A 19975-nucleotide genomic window follows, 5' to 3' on the forward strand; every position below is an offset into this window, starting at 1 on the left:
AGGCGGTCTTGGAGCGGGGCGGTTTTGAGGATCGGGCCGCCCCTCCCTGGGTCACTCGGACAGGGCCTGCCGCAGTTCCCCACCGACGCCGAACAAGCGTCCTGCCGCAGCTACAAAGCGCTCCTTGCCTTGCTGCTCGTTGACTCGGATATCAAACGCCAGGTCGGCCGTGATCGGCCCGCTGTGAAGCGCGGCGGCCAGCATACGGCCGAACATCATTCCAGCTTGCTCAGCTATTGCTCGGATCTCGTGCATAGGTGTGGCCGCTGTAATCGTTGCGTATCCGCTCACCTCAGTTGCCAAGCGAGCCAGCTTCTCTTCTAGTTCAGTCACATCGTAATCAATCATCTCAACCTCCATTGGTTATCTACCGGCTGGGCTTAGGCCGAACTTCTGCGCGATTGCTCTGGCTCGCGGGCCATCGCCGAAGATATCCGACACGAATACGTTCACCTCTTCACGTCCATCTGCACCGGTGCGCCGTTCTGTTGTGCCGCGCTTGCTGGCGTCCTCGATCACGTTAACGGTGGTCCCGCCGCCAGTGTTCCCGCCTTGGATGTCGCTCAGCGTCTTGTCGAGCTTTGCGCTGGTTTCGGCCGTAGTGACACGCTCGCCCTTTTCCAGCAGCCAGGTTCCGGTCTGCGGAATGGAATCGATGCCCTCGTGCGCCATACCGATCGCGCCGATGTTGCTAACGATATTGGCTGTCGCCGCGGCTACAGACGCCATCGCGGCCAGGTTGGCAGGCCAAGGATTTGCCGCAGCCATCGCTATGCCTTGCTGAATGGCGACTGCAGATTGAGCGATTGCCGCGGCCTTCTGGACCGCAAACATAGCCTTGTAGAGCCCTGACTGCTCGCCGGCAAAGGTCTTTGTCAGTCCTGCCAGGTCTCCGAAGATGCTTTCTGCCGATGCCAGCTGCGCCATCTGGCGGGCCTGTTCGATCCGGGCAAGCTCGTCTTCGTGCTGCTGCTTAAGTGCTAGCTCTTCCTCATCCCACACTGCGGAGAGGTCGGCGCGGTCCTGGCGAAACTGTTCAAGCATCTCAAGCTGCGTGTCGTACCACTCCTGCAGCTTCTCCTCAGCCTCGTCGATCTTCAGCAGTTCGCCAAACGGGCCGCCCACAGCAGCATCTAGCCCGCCGAACTCTGGCGCGTCAGTTGTTGCGGCTCCGGCGATCCGGCCGGCAACCTTCATTCGCTCATCAGGCTCGATGCCCTGCATCGCGTCGAGCACAGCCAAGCGCTCGCGCATCTGGTCGGTTAGCTGTTCCTCGTCTGTTCGCAGCTCAGCTATCAGGCGCTGATAGGCCTCAAGCGCCTTGTTCTGCTCCTTGACCGCTTCGTCCTGGCTCTCGATGGCCTTGGTTGTGCTCGTGATAGCAGCCGGCAGAGCGCCGGGGGCCATAGTGGTTTGCAGCTCGTTAAATAGCTCGGTGAGTGTTTCCAGGCGGGTTGATCCGCCACCGCCGTTGCCCTGGCCGTCGAGCTTATTCAGGAACTCGCCGTAACCCTGCGCAAGCTGGTCGAGACCAGAGACGCTATCGCTAAAGGTCTCCTTGATCTCGTCCATACTCTCGAAGGCGCGGTAGATCCGTACCGGTGGCAGGTAAGTCTCCCACCAGGAACCGCCACCCTTGGACGCCTCGTTCAGGTCGTAGAGGTCCTTCAGTGCGCTGCCGGCAATGTGGATTGCTGCCACTGCGCCGACTGCTGCCTTGCCAACCGCTCGAAGCGATCCGGCCAGGTCTTCCGAAACGGTAGCGGCAAGGCTGCCATCCACAGTGACGCCGGAAAGCCCGTCTGCGAAGTCGCCCAGGACGGGTATCAGCGCGCTGCCTATCTGGTTTTTCAGACCTGTCGTTGCCTGGTCCATCAGGAACATCGCAGCCCGGAGCTTGTTGGCTTCCGCGATGGTCTGTTCACTCAAGATGGCGCCGGCGCGCTCGGCCTCATCGGCGAAACCCTTCATGGCTGCGCCGTTGTCCTTCAGTAGCGGAATCAGCGCAGTGGCATCAGATGCCAGGCTTTCCATATAGAACGTCATCTGCTGCTGACTTACGCCGGCCTTCTCCAGCGTGTCGACGTACAGGCCAAGCGCCTGCGGGCCGGATAGGGCGGCGAACTGGTCAGCCGTGACGCCAACCTGCGGGGCGATCTGCTCGAAAAAGTCTTTCATGCCGCCGCCGCCAGTTGCCGCGAACTCGCCGGCCTTGTCGGTTACGTCCTTCAGGATATCGGCGAGCTTGTCCTGCTCGATGCCGACGAGCTGAGCGCCGGCTGCGAACTTCTGGAACTCAGTGGACGACGAGCCAGCGATGGTCGATAGCTTGCTGATCTCAGCCGCTGCGTTCACCGTCGATACGGTGATGGCGGTGAGGCTTGCGATCGCCGCGGCAGATCCAGCGCCAAACGCTGTGCCGACTGCCTTCGCGTTCTTCTCTACTTCCTTGCGCCACTTCTCGGAGCTGCGTTCGGCCTTGTCCATACCACTGACAAACGAGCCGGTTCGGGCTACGAGATCGAGCGTCAGGGTTCCTAACGATTTACTCATTTGGGCCACCGATGGTGTTTAGTCTGTTAACGGGTTGGTTAACGTCTTCGTTAACAGGCAAAAAGTCTGCGAATGGGAGGGGGCGCGGTTTCCTGCACGGTTGAGCGCTAGGCTTTTGACCCACCCCTACCACCTGGCGGGCCATCGCTTGAGCTCGCTGACGGCCTTTGTGGATGGCGCGTAGTGGTACGCCTTGCCGTCCTGCTTGGGTGCCTTGGGCAGCGTCCTGGCGCGGTAGATACCGAGGAAATCGATCAGGTCTTTCATGGCTGCCTCAAGTGAATTAGTTGCCTGCCACCGTCTTGCGAGAATCTGAAGGAGTTGACGCGCAGGCTGTCGCGGTTCTTTCATGACCTGGTGACTCACGACTATACCCAGGGCCGGACTTTCCCTTACGGGCCGCTCCGGCAGCGGGACATCACCGTTTAAACAACAGCGTCAACGATCTTGCGAACGGCACCGGTAGCGAACACGGCCAGGCCATAGCGGGCTTCCGCCAAAATAGTGGTCTGGTTCGTGGTGAAGTTGGTCCCATCCTCACGGCTGGCCATCACGGTCACGCCTTCACGGTTCAGCACAGCAACTTGCGACTGATCGAGAATCAGCGTGGTACCAGAGGCGATGGCCGGGGTGGTTAGGACAGGAACGCCCCACAGGCTCGGACCGGCCGGGTCGCGCGGGCTGCCCAGAACATACTGCTCATCGGTGGCGCGCTCGGAAGCAACCACGAACCAGTCGGCCGGGTTCATCACGATCAGGCTCGGAACCCAACCATCGGCTTCCATTGCGGCCTTCGCTTCGCCGATCTTGTCTGCCTTGGCGGTCAGGGTCGGAACGAACGCTGTAGCCTGAGGCACGAGGCCCAGGATCTTGCCGGCACCGCCTGCGCCGTTGATAAGCTCGCTTTCGAGCCTGGCGGTCACGCCGTAGCGCAACAAGTTGTCGATCTGCATCGAGAGGGCGGGGGCGTCGGCCAAGATCTGGTTCGATGCCTTGATCCAGTGCGCGATGGTGCTGATGTTGGCCTGCACGATCTGGGTCGGCAGCGATGCCTCTGCCTTCACGTCGCCTTCCAGCACCTGCACGGCTGCAGCGTTGACGTAGCCGTTGAGCTGCATGAACTCGAACACGCCAGTGTTGACGGCCAGGCTCGGCAGAACCGACAGCAGAGACAGGGCGCGCTGCGGGTTGTTGAACAGGCCCGGTGCGCGTTCTGCCTGCACGTCATGGGTTGCGCTGGTGATGGTTGCCTTCACTTCCACGCGGCCAGTGGTAGGCGCGCCGGTCAGCATCGACTTGAACTGCGGCGATTGCACGAACTGCGCTGCGACCGACTCGTTATTGGCCTTCACGCCGAAACCGTTCGGAATTCCGCCTTTCTGCGCCAGGTCGATCATCTGCTCGCGCAGAGTCTTGATTTCGCCGTCGACTTTTTCCAGGCGGTTGGTGGCGAACTCGTTGATCTCCGCCAGTTTGCTTTTTACCTGCTCAACATAATCAGTCATTTGGTGTTCCTCGAAATTCTGTTGTGCCGCTGATGCGGCCGGATGCTCGTTGCTTCGCCGTGCCCCGAATCACTCGGCTTACGGGAAGTGCCGCCAATCAGGGGAGCTAGTCCTGCCAGGCGGTGTGAAAACCCACGAGCATCACGCACAGGGCTTTCGATGGTTCGTTTCATCGCAGATCGCTCTCCAGCAGATAGGCGAGATCGGAGACGCGAAGGTCTGACCTCGGCCCTTTAACGTGCCACCCGCCTGGGATGCGTTCAGCGGTTGCGCGGTAGCGCTTCAGCATCTCAGCGGCTTCCTCGCGCTTCTTCTGGTTCGACGGGCTGTTGACGGCGCTCATTTGGTTTCGAGCTCCTGTGCGGCCTGTGCGCGGTCCAGGGCTGCGAAGACCGTGCTGCGGAAACTGCCGATCGCGGCGTTCATGTCTTCTTGGGTTTGCCGCAGACGCTGGCGGGACGCCTCCGCCTCAACAGTGATGGTCAACCGGCGAATCTGTTTGCCGATTTCCTCGGTCGCTTCGATCTGCTCGGAGAGCTTGGTCAGGAACAGTGCGGACGCCATCGCGCTAAGGTCGCCCCGGTCAGCAGCCTCACGGATGCTTTTAAGGTAGGCGCGCTGCTCCGGCTGAGTTGGGAGAAGCTGGCGGCCGCGTGGCGGGGTGGTGTTCATGGGGAGCCCTCAATATGTAAAGTGACGCGACGTGACGTCGTAATGGCTACATATTAGGGGCTTTTTTGGTGCTGGCCAGCGCTGATTTATGGCTAATCCCGCTCTGCCGTCCGGGTTCGTTCGGTTTCGTTTTTGTCTTGAAAATTCCCGACGAACGGTCATCCGTTGTACGGCGAGTGAGCCGTTTTGGTCTCAGTGAGACGGTTCGGTCGCGGTGAGATATCCCCAGTTGTGGGGAAAACCCGCTGCCTTGATAGTGGGAAACCCCCGGTCTTGATCGTGGGAAAACTGCCGATCTGGTCCGAGTCGGACAGGTTGGTCTGTCTCGCGTGTCGATAACGACACAGTGTGTTGATTCCTACACAGTGGAAACCCAGCGATAACCCTGCCGGTTAGGGTTGGGTTTCAACGGGTGTTGAACAGTTGTTGAACGATCGGTGAACGCTTGGTGCACGAAACGTGCTCAGTTCTGAGCGCATTAAAAACCCCGCTCGGTGGCGGGGCTGGCGAGAGAGATACGCCGCGCTGATTTTACCGCGCGGTGCCGCGACGAACTGGACGGCGAATACTGCGAAAGTTTCGTAGTAAAGAATCCCCGCGGCCCGGCCTCTGAGGGGCTTCGCTTGGTGGGTCAGTGAATGCGCCTGGTGTCGAGTGTCGCCAGATCCTCGTCACTGAGCACGCCGGCAGCGAACAGACCCTGTAGGAATCCCGACAGCATCTTGGTATCTAGCTCGCCCCGGTCGGCGTCGGCCTGGTACATCTCCAGCGCGGCGACCGCTCCGTCACAGTGGGCGACCATTGGCGCGATCTTGGTGAACAGCGTGCGCTCCACGGCCTTCATGGTTCGTAGCGCTCCAGCAGCTTGCCCAGGCGGCTGGCGATCCCGTCCAGAGATACGGCCAAATCTGGACGCATCTCGCCGCCACGTAGCTGGCAGAGGTCGGAGAAGATTCCGAGCAGCATCACTTGGCCGAATGCGTCGATGTGCGCGCCTTGGTCGTCGACCACGATTCCGCAGTCAGGGTCGATATGAACGATGTTGGTCATGCGTGACGCTCCTCGTTTGTAGCCACTTGCTGCCCTGAATATCAGTAGATACCTGGCAGAATCTAAAAGGGTGTTCACTTTCTGAACACGTAGAACAGCGATTACGGTTCGGTTTCTGAACACGTAGGCAAAAGCGCCAAACGCAACGGGACAAAACCATACGAACCAATTTGTCTATGTGTTCACTAACTGAACCGGTACGTGTTCATTTTCTGAACAGGAAGAAATCGAATTGAGTAGTGTCGGCAAAGGGCGCAGCGGCGCCCTCGTCGGGCCTACCTCAAGGTCTTTGCCGGGGCACTCGTTTACCGGAAGCCAGGACAGTGCGTAGAGCGCGCAGCGGGCGCCGTGCTTGTTGAACAGACTGCTACGGGTCTGAGTGATCCAGCCTGCCGACTCCAGATCGCAGAGCGCCTTCTGTAGCGTCGATGGTGATCCGATGCCCCATTCCCTAGCCATCGTGCGCGTGGCTGACAGGTCGCCATTGTTGCCCCCGTTGTACTGCGACATGAGCTCTTGCAGCACCACGCGGGCAACGAAGCTCAACGCTCGATGCCCGGGCGATTGAACTAGGCGCCGCTCTAGCCGGAAAAAAGGTGGCCCCGATTTGGGCTTTGATTTGCCTGCCATATCGAACTCGCGCAATGGCTGGCAGGGCAGGGGCCCCGCCAGCGTTATGGCCGTTAGGCCGCCGCTTCCTGCATCAGGACGTACTGCCCCACACGGTGGGGTGGTCTGCCTGGCTCGGTGGCCTGATAGGCCCATTGCGTGCGGATATCAAAGCCACGCCGACGCAGACGGCGAACCGTTGACGGCGGGTGGACGATATCCAGGTCATTGGCTGCTTCGATGGTCGTCACTGGATGAATTCTCAGTGCTTCCAGAAGGCGCCGGTCTTGCTCGGTTGCGGAGTGTGATGGCATAGTTCAGTCCTCACTTGGTGCAGTCCAATGTGTTTGCCCTTGGCGGTGTTGGCGCACCGCTTCGGGTTTCCTTCCCGCTTCCTTTCTCATGTCCATTCGTCCCTGTCCGGGGCGGCGTAGCCCCATGCTTCGTTGGCGGCTGCGTAGATCATCGAGCCCAGGGCGGCCACTGCATACGCAAGGCTGCTCCGGTCGTCGTCGCTTAGGTGATGCTCCGATTCGTCGGCACCCAATAGCCGGCCGATACCTTCCAACCCTTTGCCGGCGTTCGTCAGCACCGCGGTGTTGCGCTGGATCATCTCGAACGCCTCGCGATCAGTGATGCGGCTCATTGCAGCCCCTCCACACGCTTGATGCGCTCCGCTTCGCAATCCATGTGGTTGCTCAGATCGTCGGCGAGGTACTGCGCAAGGTTGGCGAGCTCTAGCGCATCGCGGCCGTTCTTGTGCGCGCAGTTGAGCTGGATCGCTCTTGCTATCGAGCCAAGCCACTTGCCGTGTTCGCGCGCATAGGTCGCCAGGTCGTAAGCGTCGATCGCGTCCACTGTTTCAGTCGTTGCGGTGTTCATTTCGCTAGCTCCAGTCGAGAGGCGCCAAGGTGGCGCAGGTGTTCGAGGTCAATCAGTCGGGTATTGGTTGGCAGTGCCAGCCACCCAATGACTTTGCCGCTGCGGTCGATTAGATGGAAGGCCCGTTCCAGGGCCTCAAAACGGGCGCTCATCGTGCGTTGTCCTTCGCCATACGGTTCAGCCAGGCGCGCAGTTCCTCTACGAGAATCAAACGGCGCTTGCCTGCCTTGAACGACACAAGGTCGCCGCGGGCAATGGCTTCATAAACAGCGGAGCGGCTTGTGCCGGAAGCGCGGGCGGCTTCATCGGTGCCTACCGCAATTGGTTGCAGGCTTGCGATTTGGATCATGGTTTGCTCTCCATCTGGCCGGTTGTGTTTGGATAGCGGGATTGTCGACCAGATGTGTGCATCCTAGATGTAAGTAACAGTCATCGCAAGCATAAGTTGATACTTTCGTTAGCGTCGCTTACTGTGGCGCCATTAAGGAGACGGTGATGGCTAACAGATCAAAGAAGACAGTGCTATCGGTCAGGGTGTCGGGCTACGCCAAGTCATGCTTGGACGTGCTCGCTGCGATCGAGCAGAAGAGCCTTCCGGACACTATTGAGGGTTTGCTTGAGCACGCTTTCGACCGAAAGTCGATCGCGCCGCCGGCTTTCATCCGGCAAGACAAGCTCACAAAACAAGGCGAGCCGCGGATTTTGCTGGGCGAGCTTATGCGAGCCCTTTGGACGGAGGATCAGGAGCTTTTCAAGCTAAGGCTGCATTTGATTGAGCCTGCAGCGCTCAATGACCGAGACCAGGTCGTTACCGGAACAGTATTCAAGAATCTCGACATCTTCGCGGGTGATGACGATCTGTTCGATAAGAAGGCTCGTGAGCTGGTTGTGGAAAGCCCGGCAATTCCTAAGCTCAGCCTTTCGCTGGTCAGCATTTACTGGCCTTTGTTGAATGACTACGCGCGCTTTCTGGCGAACAATTCGCTCAATCTCAGCTTCCCTGACTATGTCGATATGCTTCGTAAAAGCGGTGAGCTCGACGAAATTTTCGAGGTGCTCTAGAGAAGTTCCACTGCGGCCGCCTTGCTGTCGGGTGCAAGGTGGGCATAGCGGAGCGTCATCTTGATATCCGCGTGCCCCAGCAGATCGCGCACCGTGTTCAGCGGTACGCCAGCCATCACCAGCCGCGATGCGAAGTCGTGGCGCATATCGTGCCAGCGGAAGCCGACGATGCCGGCGTTCGTCAGCAACTCCAGCCAGGCGGTTTTCACGTCCGTCATGGGCTTATTGTCTTCACCCGGGAAGATGTAGCCGTTACCGCTCGCCTGGTCGTACCATCCCTGAAGAGTGGCCAGCGCCTCGGCGTTCAGTGGGATATGCCGTGTCTCGCTGGTTTTTGCGCCTTCGCCGGCTACCGTCAGGGTCTTGGCTTGCAGGTTGGCGTGATGCCAGCGCAAATTGAACAGCTCGCCGCGCCTCATTCCAGTGTTGAGCGATAGCAGAACCATCGGCTTCAGGTGATCGGCGAAGGCGAGGGCGCGAAGGTCTGGCAAAGCCCCTCTGCCGCGTTTTGCGCGCCATTCGTTTGCGCTGTCACGCTCTGCCCTGATTCGCTCCTCGCGTGCGTCTAGCGCGTCCCTGAGTGCTTTGGCTTCGTCTTTCGAAAGGTAGCGGATGCGGCCGATTGAATCGACCTTCAGTTGCTTGACCTTCTCCAGGGGTGAGGCGGGCAGGTAGGCCCATTCCACGGCTCGGCTGAATACGCCGCTGATGCTGCCCATCTTGCGGTTAGCGGTGGCGGGTTTGTTGCCACCGTTGAGCCAAGCGGTTCGGATCTGCTCCAGATCGCGGCCGGTTATCTCATCGAGCCGGCGGTGCATGATCGGCTCGAAGCTGGTATCGAGCGTGTGCAGCGTCTTATCGTGGCCTTTGTGATGGGCCTTGAACCACGGCATATAGTGGTCATCGATGAAGCTGCGCAGGGTAGGGGTGCCGGCACCGCGGCGGCCTTGGGTGACTGCCAGCGGTTCGCCGTGCTTGCGGGCCTCATTGAGGTACTGCAGCGCCTCTTCGCGGGCCTGCTCAAGCGTCAGGATGCCGACACGGCCGAGCGTCTTCTTGCGACCGCGTGCCCAGGTCACAACGTAGGACTTCGCACCGGCCGCCGTCACGCGCACGAACAGACCGGGCACGGTGGTATCGTGGATTTCGTATTCTTTGCCGGTGACTTCCAGGCTGTTCAGTCGGCGCGCCGTTAGCTTCTCTCGCACGGTGTTCCCATGGGTGCAGTGTGGGTGCAAAAGTGACTATACGGGGCTGATTTACCGGATGCAACGGGACGCTAAGTGCCTGATTTATAACGTAAGTGCTTGATTTGGAAGGGGCTTGTTTGCCCCTCCTAAGGGGAAGGTTGTGAGTTCGAACCTCGCCTGGGACGCCATGGCCCTCCCTATCGAAGCGACTAGCTGCCGCCCGCTTCGCCTTAGTCCTATGTTTTTGCGATCGCCGTAGCCGGCTATAGCGTCTTACTACCCGTTGGATGCCGCATTTCGCTTCGGGATCGATTATGGAACGGCCCAACGCCCGCTTGGATGCGACGCCGTTAGACGTTGATGCGTTAGTGTTTGGCAAGCCAGTTGTCTGCGTGCTGCGGGTTAGCGGTTCACGTCGCGCTGGGTATCGCTGAAGGACGCTTTCCGCGTGCAGCTATGAAATAGCGTAGCGAGTGAGGCAATCACTGTGTTTTCGATCAGACTTGTTAGCTGAAACGATCCGACACCTGGTCGCGACGCGCCTCACGCTGGAGCTGATAGACGAAACGCTCAATGTTGCGCTGCGGCAAGCCGCTCAAGCGATAGAAGCGCAAGCCGCAATAGGTAACGTTGTTCTTTTCGTCATGGGAAAGGTGGCGTAGTTCGACGGCGGTTGTGATGTTGCCGATCGGTAAGGCTGCCGAGAGCTCGTACACCTGCCCGGTTTGTAAGCCACTCGGGATTAGACCGCCCAGGCTGATTTTGCAGCCTGTGGCTGACATGTCCAGCAGGCGGCCATCAAGGGGTTTCTTGATGATTTTACCGCTCAGCGCAACATTGACCGCTGGGCCGGAAATCGGTGCCCGGAATGCGTTGCGGCGTTGGTGATATAGCATTTCCGTCGGGACGGCGATCCAGTAACAGCGCGCATCGTCGAGTTCGCCGGCGTGGATGGGCAGGTCGTTTTGCCACGCGATGCGCACCCCGTCGTGGAAACCCTCCACTGAAAAGGGTTCGCCAGTCATCAATAGCCGCTCGCCATCGTTGGGTACGAGCTCGTCCAACGCAATCCAACCCTTTTCCGGGGCGAGATCGACCACGTAAGTCTGGTAGCGAACACTGCGTCCGGCGAAGTGGACCAGCAAAGGGGTGCGGTTTTCCTGTAACAACCGTAGATTCGAATGGATCTCTACGGTTGTCTTAAGAATCTTGGGCGGCTGCGGACCGTCGTCCTCGACGAAAAGGCTGGACACTTTGCTTGGCTCTCCGGCACCTGACGAGATGAAGGTCGCATAATAGCACTAGGCCATCAAAGGCCGTGCGTATGGTTCAAGCCTGACTGAGCGGGCGGTGATAAGTGCTCCGGGAGGCCGAGCCACGGCGATCGTACAGATCGGGGGTGTCGGCGCTGCCCTTGAGAATGCGCAGCATGCCCCCAACGGCCGTTTGGTTGGCACGGATGAGCTTGCCGTTGCGTTCATTCGCTTGGCGGCAGGCTTCCAGCAGCTGCTCGAGTCGCTGTGCACTTTCGAGCAGAGCCTCGCCGTTGGAAGCGTGGGCCGCATAGGCAGTCATGCCGTCCAGATCGGCGGTCAGGCCAGCCTGCCGAAGGGTCTGGCTGCGGAGCGCACCGTGCTGCCCGAGCAGCGCAAGCATCGTCTGTTTCTGCGTCAGCAGGGCCTCGAGGCCGGCCAGGTCGCGGTCGGCCAGCGCCTTGTATTCCTGGTCGATGAGCTCAAGAAGCTTTTGCGCATGGCCGATATCGTCTACAAGCTGCGCGAGTAGCTGGGAGTCTTGCATAACCGCCCCTGTAACGCTGTTGCCGCCGCGTCAGGTCAGCGCTGGCTCTCGAAAGCCAGAAGCTTGGACGCGACGCGCTTGCTGTCAACCTCATAGCTGCCATCGGCGATGGCCTGCTTGATTTGCGCGACGCGCGCCTGATCGACAGACGGCTGTTGATTCATTTTTTCCGTTGCCTGTTGAAGACGCTGCGCTTCAGGGCTGAGCTGGACGTTTTCGCCTGCCGCCGCGCTGCTCTTGCTGGCCTCGGTTGCTGGTGCTTGTGGAGCTGCGGGCCGCTCGGCATTCTGAACGCCGGAGGTACGCCCGCTGTTGGGCGCATTGGTTGGCCCGTTCGGTCGATTGAAGTCGATAACCATGATGAACCTCGAATAAGTCAGGTCGCTTGCCTGCTTTTCGGCAACCCTGGAAAAAACTTTAGCGTTTTTTTGGCGGGGCGCTATCGAGGTGACTACATCATGACTTCTACCTGACCCGGTCCAGTCACCCGAGCCTTGACCACACGTCCCGAGCTCTGATTCTTGACGCGGATCTGGATGCCGATGGCGCCGTCCGATAACGCTTCGCCGGGCATTCTGACATTAATGGCCGAATTTTTCGCGCTGATCACCACTTGGTCGCCTTTGCGAATGACATCGGCGAGCGATACGTAACTTTGTGGAACCACCTGGTCGGCGAGCAGCGGTCGCGACAGTTTATTGCCAACGACCTGGTCGATCGCGGTGAGATAACCCTGACTAAGCAAACTCACGTCTCGCTCGGCCAGGCTTACGTCTGAACTATCGACAAGGCTGTCGCGCTTGAGAGGGCGCAACGTGACGACCACCTCACGATAGAGATGCACCTGCCCCGGGACGAATACTGACCAGGGCGCAGAGCCTTCGCAGCTCACCCGGACCGTCGCGCGGCCGACCGGCTGCGCCGGGCTTTCAAGGCGCGTGCTCAACGGCTGATCACAGGCAGCCAGGCGCAGGCGAGGATCCAGCCGATTGACTTCCACCTGGTAGCGCGCCTGGATTTGGCTACGCTGCAGGTATTCCGTCACCTCACGCTCAAGAAAGGCTTGGGTCGCGTCGATAAGTTGTTCAGGGCGGGTTGCGGCTGTCGCCCCTGCACCCTCGGCCAGCACGCCTAAGGCGGGTAGGAGGGCTGCAAGGGCAATGCAGGAACGCCGGAAAAAAGTCATCAGTTCGCTCATGACCAACGATAAAGCAAGGGGCGTGCCGTCACGCCCTGGCTCACAACTGACTCAGCGCCTATCTGGCAAGCAAGAGGAACCTGGCATGGCCGGTGTATTGGATTCCGTAAACCAGCGTACGCAGCTGGTCGGGCAAAACCGTCTGGAGTTGTTGCTGTTCAAGCTCGATGGCAAGCAGCTGTACGGGATCAATGTGTTTAAGGTCAAAGAGGTCCTTCAGTGCCCGAAGCTGACCGTTATGCCTCGATCGAGCCCCGTGGTGCGTGGCGTCGCGAATATCCGCGGCAGCACGCTGTCGATCCTTGACCTGTCACTGGCCACCGGCAAGCCGGCCCTGGAAGACATTTCTAATAGCTTCGCGATCATTGTCGAGTACAACAACAAGGTGCTGGGCTTCCTGGTGCGCTCCGTCGAGCGCATCGTCAACATGAATTGGGAAGCCATCCTGCCACCACCCAAAGGGGTAGGGCGCGACCATTACCTTACTGCTGTCACCCATATCGATAGTCAGATGGTGGAAATCATCGATGTCGAGAAGGTGCTGGCCGAGGTTGCACCGGTGTCCGAGGCCGTTTCGGTCAGCATCACTGACGAAGAAACTCACACCAAGGCTGCGCTGTGCCGCGTATTGATCGTCGACGATTCTTCCGTTGCGCGGAAACAGATTATCCGTTGTCTACAGAACCTCGGCATTGAGGTCGTGGCCCATAACGATGGCCGCCAGGCGCTGACCTACCTTAAGGGCTTGGTGGCGCAGGGCAAGAAGCCGTCCGAAGAGTTCATGATGATGATCTCGGATATCGAAATGCCGGAAATGGACGGCTATACCCTGACGACTGAGGTTCGTCAGGACCCGGATATGCGGGATATGCACATTCTCCTGCATACTTCGCTCTCCGGTGTGTTCAACCAATCGATGGTTAAACGAGTCGGTGCGGATGATTTTCTTGCTAAATTCCAGCCGGACGATCTGGCGGGTCGAGTCATACAGCGTGTCCGGATGACGGATGGAAAATGAGGCGCGAGCCTCTCAACAAAACGACCTGTGGGGCGTGATTAGTGTCAGGTGATCTGGATTTCGATCAGTTCCGGGTATTCCTGGAAAAGACTTGCGGCATCTTGCTGGGCAACAACAAGCAGTACCTGGTGTCCAGCCGGCTTAATAAGCTGATGGAGCAACAAGGCCTCAAGACGCTGGGTGACCTGGTGAGGAAAATCCAGGCGCAGCCTCGTAGCGGCCTGCGCGAGCAGGTTGTCGACGCCATGACGACCAACGAGACGTTGTGGTTTCGCGATACCTATCCGTTCGAGGTCATGAAGAGTCGCGTCTTGCCGGAGCTGCTCAAATCGGCGCCAGGGCAGCGACTGCGCATCTGGTCGGCGGCTTGCTCGTCTGGTCAGGAGCCATATTCCCTATCAATGACGGTCGACGAGTACGAGCGCAACAGCCCGAGCCAACCGAAAACTGCCGTGCAGATCGTCGCGACGGAGCTGTCCGGCGCGATGCTGACTGCAAGCAAGGCGGCCGAGTACGACAGTCTCGCGATTGCTCGGGGATTGTCCACCGATCGCCTGCAGCGTTACTTCGACGTCAAGGCGCCTGGGCGCTGGGCCGTCAAACCGGCCATCCGCAGCCGCGTCGAATTTCGTGTGCAGAACCTGCTCGACAGCTATGCCGCGCTGGGCAAGTTCAACGTGGTGTTCTGCCGCAACGTGCTTATTTATTTCTCCGCGGATGTGAAGAAAGACATTCTTCGCCGTATCCATGCCACGCTCAAACCGGGCGGTTATCTCTTCCTCGGCGCGTCCGAAGCGCTGAACGGCCTACCTGAGCTGTACCAAATGGTGCAGTGCAGCCCAGGCATCATCTATAAGGCCAAATGACGGCCTGAGCGGCGGCGGTTTTCTGTCGTCACGCGGCGAAACAGCGGCAATGGAATCGGAAAAAACTTGCCGCTTTTGACGCCCTTGCCGCGACGTGTGCTCTGAATCCCTTGTAGATCAGTCGTTTGAACAAGTGGCACGCCCTTTGCTGATGTTCTGCCAGGCAGACTTGTATCCGGCAAAGGTCCAGATCATGAGCATCAGTTTCGACAAGGCACTCGGCATCCACGAAAAAGCGCTCGGCTTCCGCGCGCAACGTGCTGAAGTGCTGGCTAATAACATTGCCAACGCAGACACCCCCAACTACAAGGCCCGTGACCTCGATTTCGGCGCCGTGCTGGCTGCTCAACAGAGCAAGACCGAGGGTGGCTTCGGGGTGAGCGTCACCAACGGCAAGCATATCGCTGCCGAGGGGATGGAAATTGCCGATCCCGGTCTGCGCTTCCGCACGCCGGCGCATGCTTCGCTCGACCAGAACACTGTCGATGCCCAGGTGGAGCAAGCCGCTTACGCCGAGAACGCCATCGACTTCCAGGCCAGCTTCACTCTGCTCAACAGCAAGTTCAGGGGGCTGATGAGCGCCCTGCGCGGCGAATAAGAGGAGCCATTTCCATGTCCCTTAGCAACGTTTTCAATATCGCAGGTAGCGGCATGAGTGCGCAGAGCACTCGGCTGAATACCATTTCCAGCAACATCGCCAACGCCGAGACGGTGTCATCCAGCGTCGATCAGACGTACCGCGCACGTCACCCCGTGTTCGCGACCATGCTGCAACAGGCCAGCGGCGCGCCGAACGATTCACTATTCGCCGAGCAGGACCAAGCCGGCGCGGGTGTACAGGTGCTAGGCATCGTCGAAGACCAGAGCGAGCTGCAGGCCCGCTACGAGCCCAATCATCCCGCTGCGAACGCCGACGGTTACGTGTACTACCCGAACGTCAACGTGGTCGAGGAGATGGCCGATATGATTTCGGCCAGCCGCTCATTCCAGACCAATGCCGATTTGATGAATACGGCCAAAAGCATGCTGCAGAAAGTCCTGACCCTCGGTCAGTAATCGCTACGAGAGATCACCATGACCACGACAAGCGGCGTCAGCGGTACCGGTTCGGTACTAGACCAGTACCAGATCAAGGATCGCGAGGTTAAGAGCAACGACCTCGGCAAGAATGAGTTTCTCGAACTGCTGGTCACCCAGCTGAACAACCAGAACCCGCTCGCGCCCCAGGAAAACGGTGAGTTCATCGCCCAGTTGGCGCAGTTCAGTACGGTCGAAGGCGTAGAAAAGCTCAACAGCAGCATGGAAACAATGCTCTCGGGCTACCAGTCGTCCCAGGCGTTGCAGGCGTCTTCGCTGGTCGGGCGCAAGGTCATCGTGCCGACCGACAAGGCGGTGGTAGATACCAGCGAAACCTTCAAGGCAAGCCTGGTGTTGCCCACGACCAGCAGCAACGTGGCGGTCAACGTCTATGACAGCAGCGGTACCGTGGTGAACCGCATCAACATGGGCCAGCAACAAGCGGGCAACGTTTCGTTCATGTGGGACGGCAAGGATTCGAGCGGCAAGACTTTGCCGCCGGGCACCTACCGTTTCGAAGCACAAGCGACCTACCAAGGCGAGACCAAGGGGCTCTACACCATGCTTCCCGCCAACGTAGACAGCGTCACTCTCGGACAGAACGGCGGTGAGCTGATGCTCAATCTGGCCGGTGTCGGCAGCATCGGGCTGTCAAAAGTCCAGGTCATCGGTCAATAACCGCCGGCACGTCCCGGTAACAGGAGCTTTTCATGTCGTTCAATATCGGCCTTAGCGGCATGCGCGCCGCCAGCAAAGACCTCAACGTCACAGGTAACAACATCGCCAACGCTGGTACGGTCGGCTTCAAACAGTCGCGAGCGGAATTTTCCGACGTGTACGCTGCCTCGATGCTGGGCTCCGGCAAGAACCCAGTTGGCAGCGGCGTCCTGCTGTCGGACATTTCCCAGCAGTTCAATCAGGGCAACATCAACTACACGCAGAACGCCCTGGACCTGGCCATCAACGGCAATGGCTTTTTCCAAGTCAGCAATAACGGCGCGCTGAGCTATACCCGTGCGGGTTATTTCGGTACTGACAAGGAAGGCAATTTGGTCGATAACTTCGGTTATAACCTTCAGGGTTATGGTGTCGATGACAACGGCAACATCCGCACCGGGCAGGTCAGCGATCTGAAGATCCAGACCTCCAGCCAGGAGCCAAAGGCCACGACCAAGATCACCCAAGGGTTTAACCTGAATTCGACGAACACCGAGCCGGTCAACACTCCGTTCAATCCGTCTGATCCGTTGAGCTACAACTCCTCGACCTCGACCAACGTCTACGACGAGCAGGGCAACGCCCACGTCATGACCCAGTATTTCGTCAAGACCGGTACCGCCAACACCTGGCAGATGCACGTGCTTGTCGACGGTCGCAATCCGGCCGACCCGGTCAACAGCACTGCGCCGAGCACCACCAATCTGCAGTTCAGCCCCTCCGGCGCGCTGATCGACCCGGCCAGTGGTACGTCTGCCATTACCGGTTGGCAGCCGGCCGTAAAGAATACTGACGGCACCTGGTCGTTGAACAATGCTGCGCCGGCGGCTGGTTTGAACATGACACTCGATATGCGTGGCTCGACCCAATACGCCAGCGCGTTCGCCGTCAATAGCGTCAGCCAGGACGGTTACACCACCGGTGAGTTGGCAGGTCTGGAAATCAGCGAGACCGGCGAGATCTTCGCGCGCTACACCAACGGGCAATCGAAGGTGCAGGGGCAGATCATCCTGGCTAACTTTGCCAACGTCCAAGGCCTGACCCCGGTCGGCAAGACGCAGTGGGTGCAGTCGTTCGAGTCGGGCGAGCCGGTTCGCAACCCTCCAGGCAGTGGCACCCTGGGTTCGTTGCAGGCAGGTGCCCTGGAAGATTCCAACGTCGAACTCTCCGACCAGTTGGTCAACCTGATCGTTGCGCAGCGCAACTACCAGGCAAACGCCAAGACCATCGAAACCGAAAGCGCCATTACCCAGACGATCATCAACCTGCGCTGACGGCGCGCCGGCAACGGCAACGGCGGCGGGAAACTGCCGCTTCGTCTCAAAAGGGCCCTTCGGGGCCTTTTTGTTTTTCTGAAAAACCTTTTATTTCAATGGTTTGCGTATCTGTTTCGCCTGTGGCACGTGCTTTGCTTTGTCTCCTTCCGAAGATCTATCAAGCGTCAATTTGCGCGGCTCGGAGGTTCGATGGACAAGATGCTTTATGTGGCGATGACGGGGGCGAGCCAGAACGCTCGAGCCCAGCAGGCGCACGCCAACAACCTGGCAAACATCTCGACTACGGGCTTCCGCCGCGATTTCGAACAGGCGCGCTCGATGCAGGTGTTCGGCGATACCTTTCCCGCCCGCGTCTATGCAATGACGGAGCGGCCGGGCACGGATTTCAGTTCCGGCACCTTGCAGGAAACTGGCCGTGACCTGGACGTAGCCGTCGAGGGCGAAGGCTGGATCGCAGTGCAGGCGCCGGACGGCAGCGAGGCCTATGCCCGTACCGGCAGCCTCAATATCGACACCCTCGGCATGCTGCGCACCGGCGACGGTTTGCCGGTGCTCGGCAATGCGGGGCCGATTGCCGTGCCGCCGGAAGAGAAGGTCGAGATCGGAGCCGATGGCTCCATCAGCATTCGCGCGCTGGGCGAAGACCCGAACGTGGTGGTGACGGTCGACCGGCTGAAGCTGGTCAATCCCGATCCGAAGCAGCTGGAGAAAGGCACCGATGGCCTGATCCGCATGAAGGACGGCCAGCCCGTCGAGGCGGACGCCGCGGTTCGTGTCACATCCGGCTTCCTCGAGGCGAGCAACGTTAACGCCGTTGCTGAGATGACTTCGATGCTCGCGCTGTCCCGGCAATTCGAGCTTCACGTGAAGATGATGCGCACGGCAGAAGAAGACAGTGCCGCAGCGGCCCGAGTCTTGCAGAACAGCTAACAAACTAGGCGGCGTGCCTGATTTCCGGCGCGCGAGGAGAAGATCATGCTTCCAGCACTGTGGGTGAGTAAGACCGGTTTGTCCGCCCAGGACATGAACCTGACCACCATTTCCAACAACCTGGCGAACGTGTCCACCACCGGCTTCAAGAAGGACCGCGCCGAGTTCCAGGACCTGCTCTACCAGATCCGTCGCCAGCCTGGCGGCCAGTCCAGCCAGGACAGCGAACTGCCATCCGGCCTGCAGCTCGGTACCGGTGTGCGCATCGTCGGCACGCAGAAGCAATTCACCTCCGGCAGCCTGCAAACAACCGAGCAGCCGCTGGACATGGCCATCAATGGTCGCGGGTTCTTCCAGGTCTTGCTGCCGGACGGCACCGTGTCCTATTCGCGTGACGGCAGCTTCCACCTGAACGCGGACGGCCAGATCGTCACCTCCAACGGTTATTCGCTGGAGCCCGCCATCGTCGTGCCGCCGGAAACCCAGACCTTCACCGTGGGCGAGGACGGCACCGTGTCCGTCACCACGCTGGGCAACCCGGCGCCACAGGTCATCGGCAACATCCAGACCGCCGACTTCGTCAACCCGGCCGGCCTGCAGGCAATGGGCAGCAACCTGTTCCTGGAAACCGCCGCCAGTGGCGCGCCGCAGGTCAGCACCCCGGGCCTCAACGGCTTGGGCACGGTACTGCAGAACACATTGGAAAATTCCAACGTCAGCGTCGTCGAGGAGCTGGTGAACATGATCACCACCCAGCGCGCCTACGAGATGAACTCGAAAGTCATCTCCACGGCCGACCAGATGCTGTCTTTCGTTACCCAGCAGCTGTAACAGCCGTCAGCCGCTGGATTGAGGTGTATATGCGTCGCTTGTTGAATGTCCTGCCGCTGGTGCCTGCCATGATCCTGTCCGGGTGCATGGCGCCGGCTCCGAAACCCAACGATCCGTACTACGCGCCGGTGCTTCCACGCACGCCGCTGCCTGCTGCGCAGAACAACGGGGCGATCTACCAGGCGGGTTTCGAAACCAATCTGTACGACGACAGGAAGGCTTATCGGGTCGGCGACATCATCACCGTCACGCTCAACGAGAAGACCCAGGCGAGCAAGAACTCGAACTCCAAGATATCCAAAGAGAGCAAGGCCGATATCGGCCTCGGCTCGCTGTTTGGCGGCGCCGTCTCGATGGCCAACCCGCTGACCGGCAACAGCATGAGCCTCGGTGCCGAGTACGACGCGTCACGTGATACCTCCGGCTCCGGGCAGGCAGGGCAGAGCAACAGCCTGTCCGGCTCGATCACCGTGACCGTTTCGGACGTGCTGCCCAACGGCATCCTGGCGATCCGTGGCGAAAAGTGGATGACGCTCAACACTGGCGACGAGCTGGTGCGGATCGCGGGCCTGGTGCGTTCGGACGACATTGCGACCGATAACACCGTGCCTTCGACCCGTATCGCCGACGCCCGCATCACCTATTCCGGCACCGGCGCGTTCGCCGATGCCAGCCAGCCGGGTTGGCTGGACCGTTTCTTCATCAGCCCGTTGTGGCCGTTCTAAGCAGGTGTCGGCA

At 59.7% G+C, this 19975-nt stretch carries 28 protein-coding genes; 10 read left to right on the top strand and 18 right to left on the bottom strand.

What is annotated here, in order from left to right; all coding sequences use genetic code 11:
• Positions 1-51: 51 nt before the first annotated feature.
• From M1D78_RS07290 to M1D78_RS07350, 13 genes are all read right to left on the bottom strand, one after another.
• Complete coding sequence (locus M1D78_RS07290) at positions 52-348, bottom strand: hypothetical protein (RefSeq protein ID WP_319297717.1); 297 nt, start codon at positions 346-348, stop codon at positions 52-54.
• Positions 349-363: 15 nt separating this feature from the next.
• Positions 364-2553, bottom strand: coding sequence for a phage tail tape measure protein (locus tag M1D78_RS07295; RefSeq protein ID WP_437419878.1), 2190 nt, complete (start codon positions 2551-2553; stop codon positions 364-366).
• Positions 2554-2679: 126 nt separating this feature from the next.
• Positions 2680-2820, bottom strand: coding sequence for a hypothetical protein (locus M1D78_RS07300; protein WP_165362549.1), 141 nt, complete (start codon positions 2818-2820; stop codon positions 2680-2682).
• A 158-nt stretch (positions 2821-2978) separates the two neighbouring features.
• The gene (locus M1D78_RS07305; RefSeq protein WP_457933556.1) at positions 2979-4058 is read right to left on the bottom strand and encodes a phage major capsid protein; all 1080 of its coding nucleotides are present in this window, start codon (positions 4056-4058) and stop codon (positions 2979-2981) included.
• A gap of 169 nt (positions 4059-4227) precedes the next feature.
• Positions 4228-4401 carry a hypothetical protein gene (locus M1D78_RS07310; protein ID WP_437419877.1) on the bottom strand — a complete coding sequence of 58 codons (174 nt, stop codon included), beginning with the start codon at positions 4399-4401 and terminating at the stop codon, positions 4228-4230.
• Entirely contained in the window at positions 4398-4730 is a 333-nt protein-coding gene (locus tag M1D78_RS07315) for a hypothetical protein (protein ID WP_437419876.1), read from the bottom strand. The genes M1D78_RS07310 and M1D78_RS07315 overlap by 4 nt, the downstream gene beginning before the upstream one ends.
• A gap of 631 nt (positions 4731-5361) precedes the next feature.
• Positions 5362-5574: a hypothetical protein gene (locus M1D78_RS07320; protein WP_437419875.1), complete on the bottom strand. Its 213-nt coding sequence runs from the start codon at positions 5572-5574 to the stop codon at positions 5362-5364.
• Positions 5571-5780: a hypothetical protein gene (locus M1D78_RS07325; RefSeq protein ID WP_437419874.1), complete on the bottom strand. Its 210-nt coding sequence runs from the start codon at positions 5778-5780 to the stop codon at positions 5571-5573. Before M1D78_RS07325 ends, M1D78_RS07320 begins: the two co-directional genes overlap by 4 nt.
• A gap of 683 nt (positions 5781-6463) precedes the next feature.
• A complete protein-coding gene (locus M1D78_RS07330; RefSeq protein WP_125885646.1) occupies positions 6464-6703 on the bottom strand; it encodes a helix-turn-helix domain-containing protein in 240 nt (79 codons plus the stop codon).
• 86 nt (positions 6704-6789) lie between these two features.
• On the bottom strand, positions 6790-7035 hold the full coding sequence (locus tag M1D78_RS07335) for a hypothetical protein (RefSeq protein WP_045632001.1): 246 nt from the start codon (positions 7033-7035) through the stop codon (positions 6790-6792).
• The gene (locus M1D78_RS07340) at positions 7032-7271 is read right to left on the bottom strand and encodes a hypothetical protein (protein ID WP_437419873.1); all 240 of its coding nucleotides are present in this window, start codon (positions 7269-7271) and stop codon (positions 7032-7034) included. Before M1D78_RS07340 ends, M1D78_RS07335 begins: the two co-directional genes overlap by 4 nt.
• Positions 7268-7423, bottom strand: a complete 156-nt coding sequence (locus M1D78_RS07345) for a hypothetical protein (RefSeq protein ID WP_165362553.1) — start codon at positions 7421-7423, stop codon at positions 7268-7270. Before M1D78_RS07345 ends, M1D78_RS07340 begins: the two co-directional genes overlap by 4 nt.
• Complete coding sequence (locus tag M1D78_RS07350; protein WP_437419872.1) at positions 7420-7620, bottom strand: helix-turn-helix domain-containing protein; 201 nt, start codon at positions 7618-7620, stop codon at positions 7420-7422. The genes M1D78_RS07345 and M1D78_RS07350 overlap by 4 nt, the downstream gene beginning before the upstream one ends.
• 146 nt (positions 7621-7766) lie before the next feature.
• Between M1D78_RS07350 and M1D78_RS07355 the strand changes: the two genes are divergently transcribed.
• Positions 7767-8333 (top strand): hypothetical protein, encoded by a 567-nt coding sequence (locus M1D78_RS07355; protein ID WP_234174911.1) that lies wholly within the window; start codon positions 7767-7769, stop codon positions 8331-8333.
• On the opposite strand, the gene M1D78_RS07360 is transcribed toward M1D78_RS07355, so the two are convergent.
• The 5 genes from M1D78_RS07360 to flgA all read right to left on the bottom strand — a co-directional run bounded on the left by M1D78_RS07360 (position 8330) and on the right by flgA (position 12509).
• On the bottom strand, positions 8330-9541 hold the full coding sequence (locus tag M1D78_RS07360; protein WP_437419871.1) for a tyrosine-type recombinase/integrase: 1212 nt from the start codon (positions 9539-9541) through the stop codon (positions 8330-8332). The genes M1D78_RS07355 and M1D78_RS07360 overlap by 4 nt on opposite strands.
• A 488-nt stretch (positions 9542-10029) precedes the next feature.
• Entirely contained in the window at positions 10030-10776 is a 747-nt protein-coding gene (locus tag M1D78_RS07365) for a flagellar brake protein (protein ID WP_437419870.1), read from the bottom strand.
• A 76-nt stretch (positions 10777-10852) separates the two neighbouring features.
• The gene (locus tag M1D78_RS07370; RefSeq protein ID WP_437419869.1) at positions 10853-11323 is read right to left on the bottom strand and encodes a flagella synthesis protein FlgN; all 471 of its coding nucleotides are present in this window, start codon (positions 11321-11323) and stop codon (positions 10853-10855) included.
• 35 nt (positions 11324-11358) lie between these two features.
• Entirely contained in the window at positions 11359-11682 is a 324-nt protein-coding gene (gene flgM / locus M1D78_RS07375) for a flagellar biosynthesis anti-sigma factor FlgM (RefSeq protein WP_437419868.1), read from the bottom strand.
• Positions 11683-11774: 92 nt separating this feature from the next.
• A complete protein-coding gene (gene flgA / locus M1D78_RS07380; protein ID WP_437419867.1) occupies positions 11775-12509 on the bottom strand; it encodes a flagellar basal body P-ring formation chaperone FlgA in 735 nt (244 codons plus the stop codon).
• Between the two features lie 97 nt (positions 12510-12606).
• Here flgA and M1D78_RS07385 point away from each other — a divergent pair, with 97 nt between their 5' ends.
• From M1D78_RS07385 to flgH, 9 genes are all read left to right on the top strand, one after another.
• The gene (locus tag M1D78_RS07385) at positions 12607-13539 is read left to right on the top strand and encodes a chemotaxis protein CheV (protein ID WP_437420374.1); all 933 of its coding nucleotides are present in this window, start codon (positions 12607-12609) and stop codon (positions 13537-13539) included.
• 41 nt (positions 13540-13580) lie between these two features.
• Positions 13581-14405 (top strand): protein-glutamate O-methyltransferase CheR, encoded by an 825-nt coding sequence (gene cheR, locus M1D78_RS07390; protein WP_437419866.1) that lies wholly within the window; start codon positions 13581-13583, stop codon positions 14403-14405.
• 193 nt (positions 14406-14598) lie between these two features.
• Positions 14599-15003 carry a flagellar basal body rod protein FlgB gene (gene flgB, locus M1D78_RS07395; RefSeq protein WP_437419865.1) on the top strand — a complete coding sequence of 135 codons (405 nt, stop codon included), beginning with the start codon at positions 14599-14601 and terminating at the stop codon, positions 15001-15003.
• Between the two features lie 14 nt (positions 15004-15017).
• Positions 15018-15461 carry a flagellar basal body rod protein FlgC gene (gene flgC, locus M1D78_RS07400; RefSeq protein ID WP_437419864.1) on the top strand — a complete coding sequence of 148 codons (444 nt, stop codon included), beginning with the start codon at positions 15018-15020 and terminating at the stop codon, positions 15459-15461.
• A gap of 18 nt (positions 15462-15479) precedes the next feature.
• Positions 15480-16160 (top strand): flagellar hook assembly protein FlgD, encoded by a 681-nt coding sequence (flgD, locus tag M1D78_RS07405; protein WP_437419863.1) that lies wholly within the window; start codon positions 15480-15482, stop codon positions 16158-16160.
• 32 nt (positions 16161-16192) lie between these two features.
• Entirely contained in the window at positions 16193-17473 is a 1281-nt protein-coding gene (flgE, locus tag M1D78_RS07410; RefSeq protein WP_437419862.1) for a flagellar hook protein FlgE, read from the top strand.
• 192 nt (positions 17474-17665) lie between these two features.
• Positions 17666-18406, top strand: a complete 741-nt coding sequence (flgF, locus tag M1D78_RS07415) for a flagellar basal-body rod protein FlgF (protein WP_437419861.1) — start codon at positions 17666-17668, stop codon at positions 18404-18406.
• A 45-nt stretch (positions 18407-18451) separates the two neighbouring features.
• Positions 18452-19237: a flagellar basal-body rod protein FlgG gene (gene flgG / locus M1D78_RS07420; protein WP_437419860.1), complete on the top strand. Its 786-nt coding sequence runs from the start codon at positions 18452-18454 to the stop codon at positions 19235-19237.
• 29 nt (positions 19238-19266) lie between these two features.
• Positions 19267-19962: a flagellar basal body L-ring protein FlgH gene (gene flgH, locus M1D78_RS07425; RefSeq protein ID WP_437419859.1), complete on the top strand. Its 696-nt coding sequence runs from the start codon at positions 19267-19269 to the stop codon at positions 19960-19962.
• Positions 19963-19975: the final 13 nt, after the last annotated feature.

Source organism: Pseudomonas sp. SA195 (assembly GCF_054131565.1).